Consider the following 6,730-nt stretch of genomic DNA (forward strand, 5'->3'; position numbering starts at 1 on the left):
CGATCGAACCATTGAACCAAGAGAGGATGCCCATGACCAAGAGCGCCCTGCTGGCCGGTTTCGCCAGCCTCGCCGCGCTTTGCGCCACCGCCGCCTCCGCCCAGCGTGCCGCCTCGCCGCTAACCCAGGTGGCGCAGTTCGAACACCAGGCGACAGGCGTGGCGGTAGCGGCCGACGGTCGCCGCTTCGTCAACTTCCCGCGCTGGACCGACGACGCGCCGATCTCGGTCGCCGAGGTGATGAAGGACGGCTCGTTGCGCCCCTACCCTGACGCCAACTGGAACGCCTGGAGCAACGCCAAGGCGAATGAGCTGCCGGTGGGAAACCACTTCGTGTGCGTCCAGTCGATCGTGCCGGACGGCCAGGGCAACTTGTGGGTCGTCGATCCCGGAGCGCCCGGCAACGAAAAGATCCTACCCGGCGCGCCCAAGCTGGTGAAGATCGACCTCAAGACCAACCAAGTCACCAAGATCATCCCCGTGCCGGAGGATGTCGCGCTGCAAGGGACATACCTCAACGACATCCGCTTCTCGCCCGATGGCAAGATGGGCTACATCACCGACAGCGGGACGCGCGGAGCGATCATAGTCGTCGATCTGGACAGTGGCGAGAGCTGGCGCGCGCTTGACGGGCATTTCTCGACACAAGTCGACAAGACGGTCGCCGTCGCCCTTGACGGCCAGCCGCTGCGCCGGCCCGACGGGCGCCAGCCGATGTTCGCCGCCGACGGCATTGCGATCAGCAAGGACGGGCAGACGCTCTACTATCAAGCGCTGACCGGCAAGACGCTCTACTCCATCGACACCCGGCTGCTGGCCCGCGACGTCGAGGATGCCCAGCGCCGGTCCTCCGTGGCGACGGTCGCGCAGAGCCAGGTCGCCGATGGCTTATGGATGAGCAAGGCGGGCGTGCTCTACGTCACCTCGCCCACCGACTACTCGATCAAGCGGCTACGCGGCAGCTTGCTGGAGACGGTGCTGACCGACCCACGGCTGCGCTGGCCCGATACCTTCGCGGAAGGGCCGGACGGAAAGATCTACGTCACCGCCAGCCACATCCAGGACACCATGTGGTTCAAGCCTGGAGCGCCGCCGTCGATCCGCACGGAACTGTTCTCCTTCGCGGCCGCGCGCTGATCCCTGCACTTACATGCGAGACGCGACCCATGACTTACTTGCACTACAGCCCCGACATCGAACAGCCTGACGAGGACGAGCAGGCGACGATCGACGGCATCATCCAGGGCATGACCCAGCAGTCCGAGATGGTCGAAAAGCGCGAGCACCACGCCGTGCGCGCCAGCCACGCCAAGAGCACCGCTTGTGCCATCGGCACGCTGACGATCCCGGACGACCTTCCGCCCGAACTGGCGCAGGGCCTGTTCGCACGTAGCGGCAGCTACGATGTCGCGGTCCGGTTCGCGCAAGGTCCCGGCGAGACGCTGGGCGACCGCGTCTCGACCCACCGCGGCATGTCGATCAAGGTGTTCGGCGTCGAGGGCGAGAAGCTACCCGGCCATGACGCCGATAAGCAGGACTTCGTGCTGGCGACCGGGCCGACTTTCCCCTCCGGCACCGCCAAGGGGTTCCTGCGCGACGGCACGGTGATCGGCAAGGCGACCGGCTTGCCCGAGACCGCTAAGAGCTCGGTGTCTAGTCTGGCGCGCAACCTCAACAAAGTGCTCGGCACCGTGGCATCGCCGAGCGCGTTGGCGGACTTCTTCGGTCATCCGTTCAGCCATCCGCTGGGCGACAGCTACTTCAGCCAGGCGCCGCTGCGCTGGGGCGACTACGTGGCCAAAGTCGCCGCGTTCCCCGCCTCGACCTACCAGGATGGCCTGCGCAACTGGCAGCTCGATCCCCATCAAGACGAAGACGGGTTCCGCCACGCCGCGGTGGCGTTCTTCGATGAACATGACGTCGTCTTCGAACTGCGCGTGCAACTCTGGGCCAATGCCAAGACCCAGCCGATAGAGGACGCCTCGGTCGAGTGGCCGGCGCAGGACAGCCAGTACCGCACCGTCGCCACCATCCGTCTCCCACGCCAGCAGGCCTACTCGCCAGAGCGGGTGCGCTACTTCGACGAAGTCATGACCTTCCGCCCGGCGCATAGCCTGGCAGCGCATCGCCCGCTTGGATCGGTGATGCGCGCAAGGTTGCAGGTCTACCAGGTACTCAGCACCTTTCGCCACCGAGAGAATGGCGTGGTCGAAGCCAATACTGCTCGCATCGAGGACATTCCTGCATGAACGAAGCCGTCACTCTCGATCGCGCCTCTGGTGCCCGCGTCGCCTCCGAACCCATTGGGAGCATTCCGCTGGCGTTCACGCTGAATGGCGAAGCGCGGCACCTTCATGTCTCGCCGTGGACCACCTTGCTGGACCTGCTGCGCGACACGCTCGACCTCACCGGCAGCAAGAAGGGCTGCGACCACGGCCAGTGCGGCGCCTGCACCGTACTGATCGATGGGAAGCGGATGAACTCGTGCCTGAAGCTTGCGGTCACGCTCGACGGGCACGATGTAACGACGATCGAGGGGCTGGGTCAGCCCGGCGACCTTCACCCGCTGCAAGCCGCCTTCATCGAGCATGACGCATTTCAATGCGGTTATTGCACGCCTGGCCAGATCTGCTCGGCGCAAGGCCTTATCAACGAAGGTCATGCGAAAAACCGCGAGGATGTGCGCGAGCAGATGAGCGGCAACCTTTGCCGCTGCGGCGCTTATCCTAATATTGCCGACGCCGTGCTCGAGGTGCTGGGGACGGAGAAGAGCGAATGATCCGCTTCGATTACGCGCGGCCGACCGCAGTCGCCGAGGCGCTGCAGGCTGGTGCCGGCACGCACACCGCCTATCTCGCCGGCGGCACCAACCTGGTCGACCTGATGAAGGAGAATGTCGCACGGCCCTTGCAGGTGGTCGACATCAACCGCTTGCCCTTGAACCGGATTGAGGAGCTTGACGGCGGCGGGCTGCGGCTGGGCGCGCTCGTCACCAACAACGACACTGCCTATGACAGCCGCGTACAGGAGCGCTATCCGCTGTTGGCCTCCGCGATCCTGGCCGGCGCCTCGCCGCAGTTGCGCAATGCCGCGACCAACGGCGGCAACCTCAACCAGCGCACCCGGTGCTATTACTTCTACGACGTCGACACGCCGTGCAACAAGCGCAACCCCGGCGAGGGTTGCGGCGCAATCGGCGGCGTCAACCGCATCCACGCGATCCTAGGCACCAGCGAGCAGTGCATCGCCACGCACCCCTCCGACATGTGCGTGGCGTTGGCAGCGCTAGACGCGCAAGTGCAGGTGAGCGGGTCGGCAGGCGATCGCACGATCCCCTTCGCCGACTACCACCGCCTGCCCGGCGACGAACCGTCCCGCGACAACACGCTACAACCGGGCGAGCTGGTCACTGCCATCGATCTGCCCGAAGACAGTTTTGCCACCAACTACACGTACCTCAAACTGCGTGATCGGCTGTCCTATGCCTTCGCTCTGGTGTCCGCGGCGGTTGCAATGCGACTGGGAGATGATGGCCGCATCGCCGAGTGCCGCGTCGCACTCGGCGGCGTCGCGCACAAGCCCTGGCGACAGCCCGAAGCCGAACGCCTGCTTATTGGGGAACAGCCGGGCGAGAGCGTGTTCCAGGCCGTCGCCGACGCGGTACTCCGGGGCGCGATCGGCCGGGGCAAGAACGACTTCAAGATCGAACTGGCGCGCCGCGTTGTCGTGCGGGCGCTTGGCCAAGCCGCCGCGCGCACGCCGCAATCGCAGACCGACAAGCGCATCGCCTGAGGAACAGACCCATGAACGCATCCACCAAGATCGGCATCGGCACCCCCCTGTCGCGGGTCGACGGCGTCGACAAGGTCACTGGCGCGGCGCCCTATGCCGCCGAGTACAATGTCGCCAATCTGCTTTATGGCGTCACCGTGTCGAGCCGCATCGCAAAGGGCAAGATCACGGCCATCGACGAAGCGGCCGCGCGCGCGGTTCCCGGAGTGGTCGACATCCTCAGCCACGCCAACCGGCCCAAGCAAGCCTGGCTCGACCGCAGCTGGAAGGACGAGCTGTCGATCCCGGGTGAGCCGTTCAAGGCCTTCCACGATGCCCAGATCCTGTTCGCCGGCCAACCCATCGCGGTTGTGGTCGCCGAGACGTTCGAGGCCGCGCGCTTCGCCGCCAGCCTCCTCGAGGTCACCTACGAGGGAGAGGCGCACAACATCGACTTCGAAGCTTCGCTGGCCGAGAAGTTCCTTCCCAAGCCCGGCAGCCGGCGCAACAACTATCACCCGCCCAAGAGCCGCGGCGATGCGCAGGCCGCCTTCAACGAAGCCGCGGTGAGCCACGAAGCGACCTATCACCTTGCGCCCGAACACCACAACCCGATGGAGATGCACGCCACCACCGTCGAGTGGCACGGCGACGGCAAGGTCACCGTCTACGATAAGAACCAGGGCAGCCAAGGCGTGCAGGCCTATCTCGCCAGCGCGTTCGGCCTGGGCAAAAAGAACGTGCGCGTGGTCAATGCTTATGTCGGCGGTGGATTCGGCTCGGGTCTGCGCCCGCAATGGCAGGTACAGGTCGCGACGATGGCGACGATCCACCTCGAGCGCTCGGTGCGCGTGGTTATGACCCGCGCGCAGATGTTCACGCATGGATATCGTCCAGAGTGCACCTACACCGTCAAGCTGGGCGCAGAGCACACCGGCAAGCTGACGTCGATCATGGGCGATGCCACCACCTCGACCTCACGGTTCGAGAACAACATGGAGGACATCGTCACCTGGGGCATGATGAACTACGCCAGCCCCAACATACATGGCGAGTACGCGATCGCCCCGCGCGACACCTACACCTCGGCGGACATGCGCGCCCCCGGCGCGGCGACCGGGATGACCCTGTTCGAGATTGCGATCGACGAAATGGCCTACAAGGCGAAGGTCGATCCGCTTGAATTCCGGCTGATCAACTACTCCGAAGTGGACGGCATGAACCAGACGCCGTTCACCTCAAAGGCCCTGCGCGAAGCCTATCGTGAGGGCGCGGAACGCTTCGACTGGGACCAGCGCAGCCCCGAACCGCGCTCGATGAAGGAAGGTCGGGAGCTGATCGGCTGGGGCGTGGCAACCGGCATGTGGGATGCGCAGTTCTCCAAGACGTCCGCCTCGGCCAAGTTGAACGCCAACGGTCACCTCGAAGTCGCCTGCGCCACCTCCGACATCGGCACCGGAACCTACACGGTCATGGTCCAGGTCGCCGCCGACACGCTGGGCGTCGCCCCCGAGCAGATCACCGCCAAGCTTGGCGACAGCGACTTGCCGACCGCGCCTGTCGAAGGCGGCTCCTGGGGCGCAGCGTCCACCGGCGCGGCGGTGCAGTTGGCGTGCGAGACCATCGCCAAGAAGCTGTTCAAGGCCGCCGGCAAGATGGATAGCAAACCGCTGGGTGATGCCAAGTTCGAGGATGTCGAGTTTGTCGAAGGCACGATCCGGCGCAAGGATGCGGGCGGCCAGCCGTTGGCGCTGACCGAGGTGATGCGCGCCTCCGAATTCACCGTGATCGAAGCGGAGGAAACCGCCTCTCCGGGCATTGGCGGCATGATCTCGATGGCGCAGAAGTCGCGCAATACCCACAGCGCGATCTTCTGCGAAGTGCGCGTCGACGAGGAGCTGAACCAGGTCCGCGTCACCCGCATCGTCAACGCCGTCGCCGCCGGGCGCATCATCAATCCCAAGACCGCGCGCAGCCAGATCCTGGGTGGGGTGACGATGGGCATCGGCATGGCCCTGCACGAAGAGACCTTCGCCGACGCGCGGCTAGGCCGATGGATGAACCACAGCTTCGCCGAGTATCACATCCCCGCGCAGGCCGACATTCACGACATCGAGGTCATCTTCGTCGACGAGCCCGATGCCGAAGTCACTCCGCTGGGCGTCAAAGGCCTTGGCGAGATCGGTATCGTGGGAACGGCTGCCGCCGTCGCAAACGCCATCTATCACGCAACGGGAACGCGCGTGCGCTCACTTCCCATCACCATCGACAAGCTGATGGGATGAAAGTGTTAGCATACTGACTTTTGTTCTGTAAGTTACGCAATAGCATATTGGCCTCTTCTGAAAGCGATATTCACGAGCGGCCAAGAAATCAAGCGGCAGAAGAGGAATCGACTTTGGCCTTTCTCCCTATGTACAGAAGTGATTTGGATCGGCCTCTGTGCCCCGGTACCCGCGCCGATACCCTCCAACCGTCCGCTGCAAATATTTGAGCCCTCACAGCCCCCCGTATCTCTGAGACGACAAGCGATTCGAATAACAAGTTGCACTAGACGAGAGCTGTTTTACCCCAGCCCGCGCGCCAAGTCGTGATCAGGTTTTTTCATCCGAGCGGACTACCGAAAAAGAGCGTCGAGCGAACCGAAAGCTATGCGTCATCCACGAATCACGTGTGATGTCCTACGACCGGGTGTGGGAGATTGTGTTGAAAAAGTCGGGCTTGCACTTGGGGTAAGGGTCTGATTCAGCATTAGGATGCTGAAGGATGGCAAGCCATGATGGGCGAGCGCCGGGTGGCGCAGGAGGCCCTGTTCTACGAGTTCAGCCTGGATCGGCATGTCCCCGCCGATCATCTGCTGCGGGCGATCGACCGGTTCGTGGACCTGTCGGGCATGCGCGAGCACCTGCGCGGCTTTTACAGCGCGATCGGTCGCCCTTCGATCGACCCCGAGCTGATGC

General features: G+C 64.3%; 6 protein-coding genes. All 6 read left to right on the top strand.

Annotation, left to right across the window (positions count from 1 at the left end):
- The first annotated feature begins 32 nt into the window (after nt 1–32).
- Nucleotides 33–1,136: an L-dopachrome tautomerase-related protein gene (locus tag GGR39_RS09200; protein ID WP_183616830.1), complete on the top strand. Its 1,104-nt coding sequence runs from the start codon at nt 33–35 to the stop codon at nt 1,134–1,136.
- A gap of 29 nt (nt 1,137–1,165) precedes the next feature.
- Nucleotides 1,166–2,248 carry a catalase family protein gene (locus tag GGR39_RS09205; protein WP_183616831.1) on the top strand — a complete coding sequence of 361 codons (1,083 nt, stop codon included), beginning with the start codon at nt 1,166–1,168 and terminating at the stop codon, nt 2,246–2,248.
- Nucleotides 2,245–2,778: a (2Fe-2S)-binding protein gene (locus GGR39_RS09210; protein WP_058735299.1), complete on the top strand. Its 534-nt coding sequence runs from the start codon at nt 2,245–2,247 to the stop codon at nt 2,776–2,778. Before GGR39_RS09205 ends, GGR39_RS09210 begins: the two co-directional genes overlap by 4 nt.
- Nucleotides 2,775–3,791 (top strand): FAD binding domain-containing protein, encoded by a 1,017-nt coding sequence (locus GGR39_RS09215; protein WP_183616832.1) that lies wholly within the window; start codon nt 2,775–2,777, stop codon nt 3,789–3,791. The genes GGR39_RS09210 and GGR39_RS09215 overlap by 4 nt, the downstream gene beginning before the upstream one ends.
- 11 nt (nt 3,792–3,802) lie before the next feature.
- On the top strand, nt 3,803–6,055 hold the full coding sequence (locus tag GGR39_RS09220; RefSeq protein ID WP_183616833.1) for a xanthine dehydrogenase family protein molybdopterin-binding subunit: 2,253 nt from the start codon (nt 3,803–3,805) through the stop codon (nt 6,053–6,055).
- Nucleotides 6,056–6,546: 491 nt separating this feature from the next.
- Nucleotides 6,547–6,730, top strand: a 184-nt coding sequence (locus tag GGR39_RS09225; RefSeq protein ID WP_484549387.1) for a transposase, incomplete at its 3' end; no start/stop codon positions are given.

Source organism: Novosphingobium fluoreni (genome assembly GCF_014196615.1).
Lineage (GTDB): Bacteria > Pseudomonadota > Alphaproteobacteria > Sphingomonadales > Sphingomonadaceae > Novosphingobium > Novosphingobium fluoreni.